This is a genomic window from Methylobacterium sp. J-067 (assembly GCF_022829465.1).
Classification (GTDB): Bacteria; Pseudomonadota; Alphaproteobacteria; order Rhizobiales; family Beijerinckiaceae; genus Methylobacterium; species Methylobacterium litchii.
Map to the genome: position 1 here is coordinate 1 of NZ_JAKSXZ010000063.1, position 373 is coordinate 373.

1 pseudogene is annotated in these 373 nt (G+C 67.3%); it reads right to left on the reverse strand.

Annotated elements, in window-relative coordinates:
- Nucleotides 1-373 (reverse strand): annotated as a pseudogene (locus tag MKK52_RS07085) (porin family protein); the annotation flags it as partial.

Below are 373 nucleotides of genomic sequence, written 5' to 3' on the forward strand. Positions count from 1 at the left end.
GGCAACGTTGCGGTTGCGGTCCAGGTTCACGTACAGGCCTTCCACCTTCACCGTCACGGCGGAGGAGCGGAAGAAGTTCAGGAACGAGTCGGTCGGGAGAGCGTATTCGATACTGCCGCCGACCACGTAGCCGGTCTGGAAGTCGTTCGAGCGCACGCCGGTGCCGAACTGACGGCCGCCGCCCGAGCCGTAGGGGAAGCCGCCCGTTGCGTAGAACAGAGTGCGGTCGAAGGCTTAGCCGAGTCGGCCGCGCACGGTGCCGAAGCAGTCAAGGCCCGACAGGCCGTTCGGGTTGAACACCAGGGTGCCCGGGATGATGGCCGAGCCGTTGGCGCCGACGGCGGAGAAGCGGTTCCGCTGGCGGCCGAAGTCG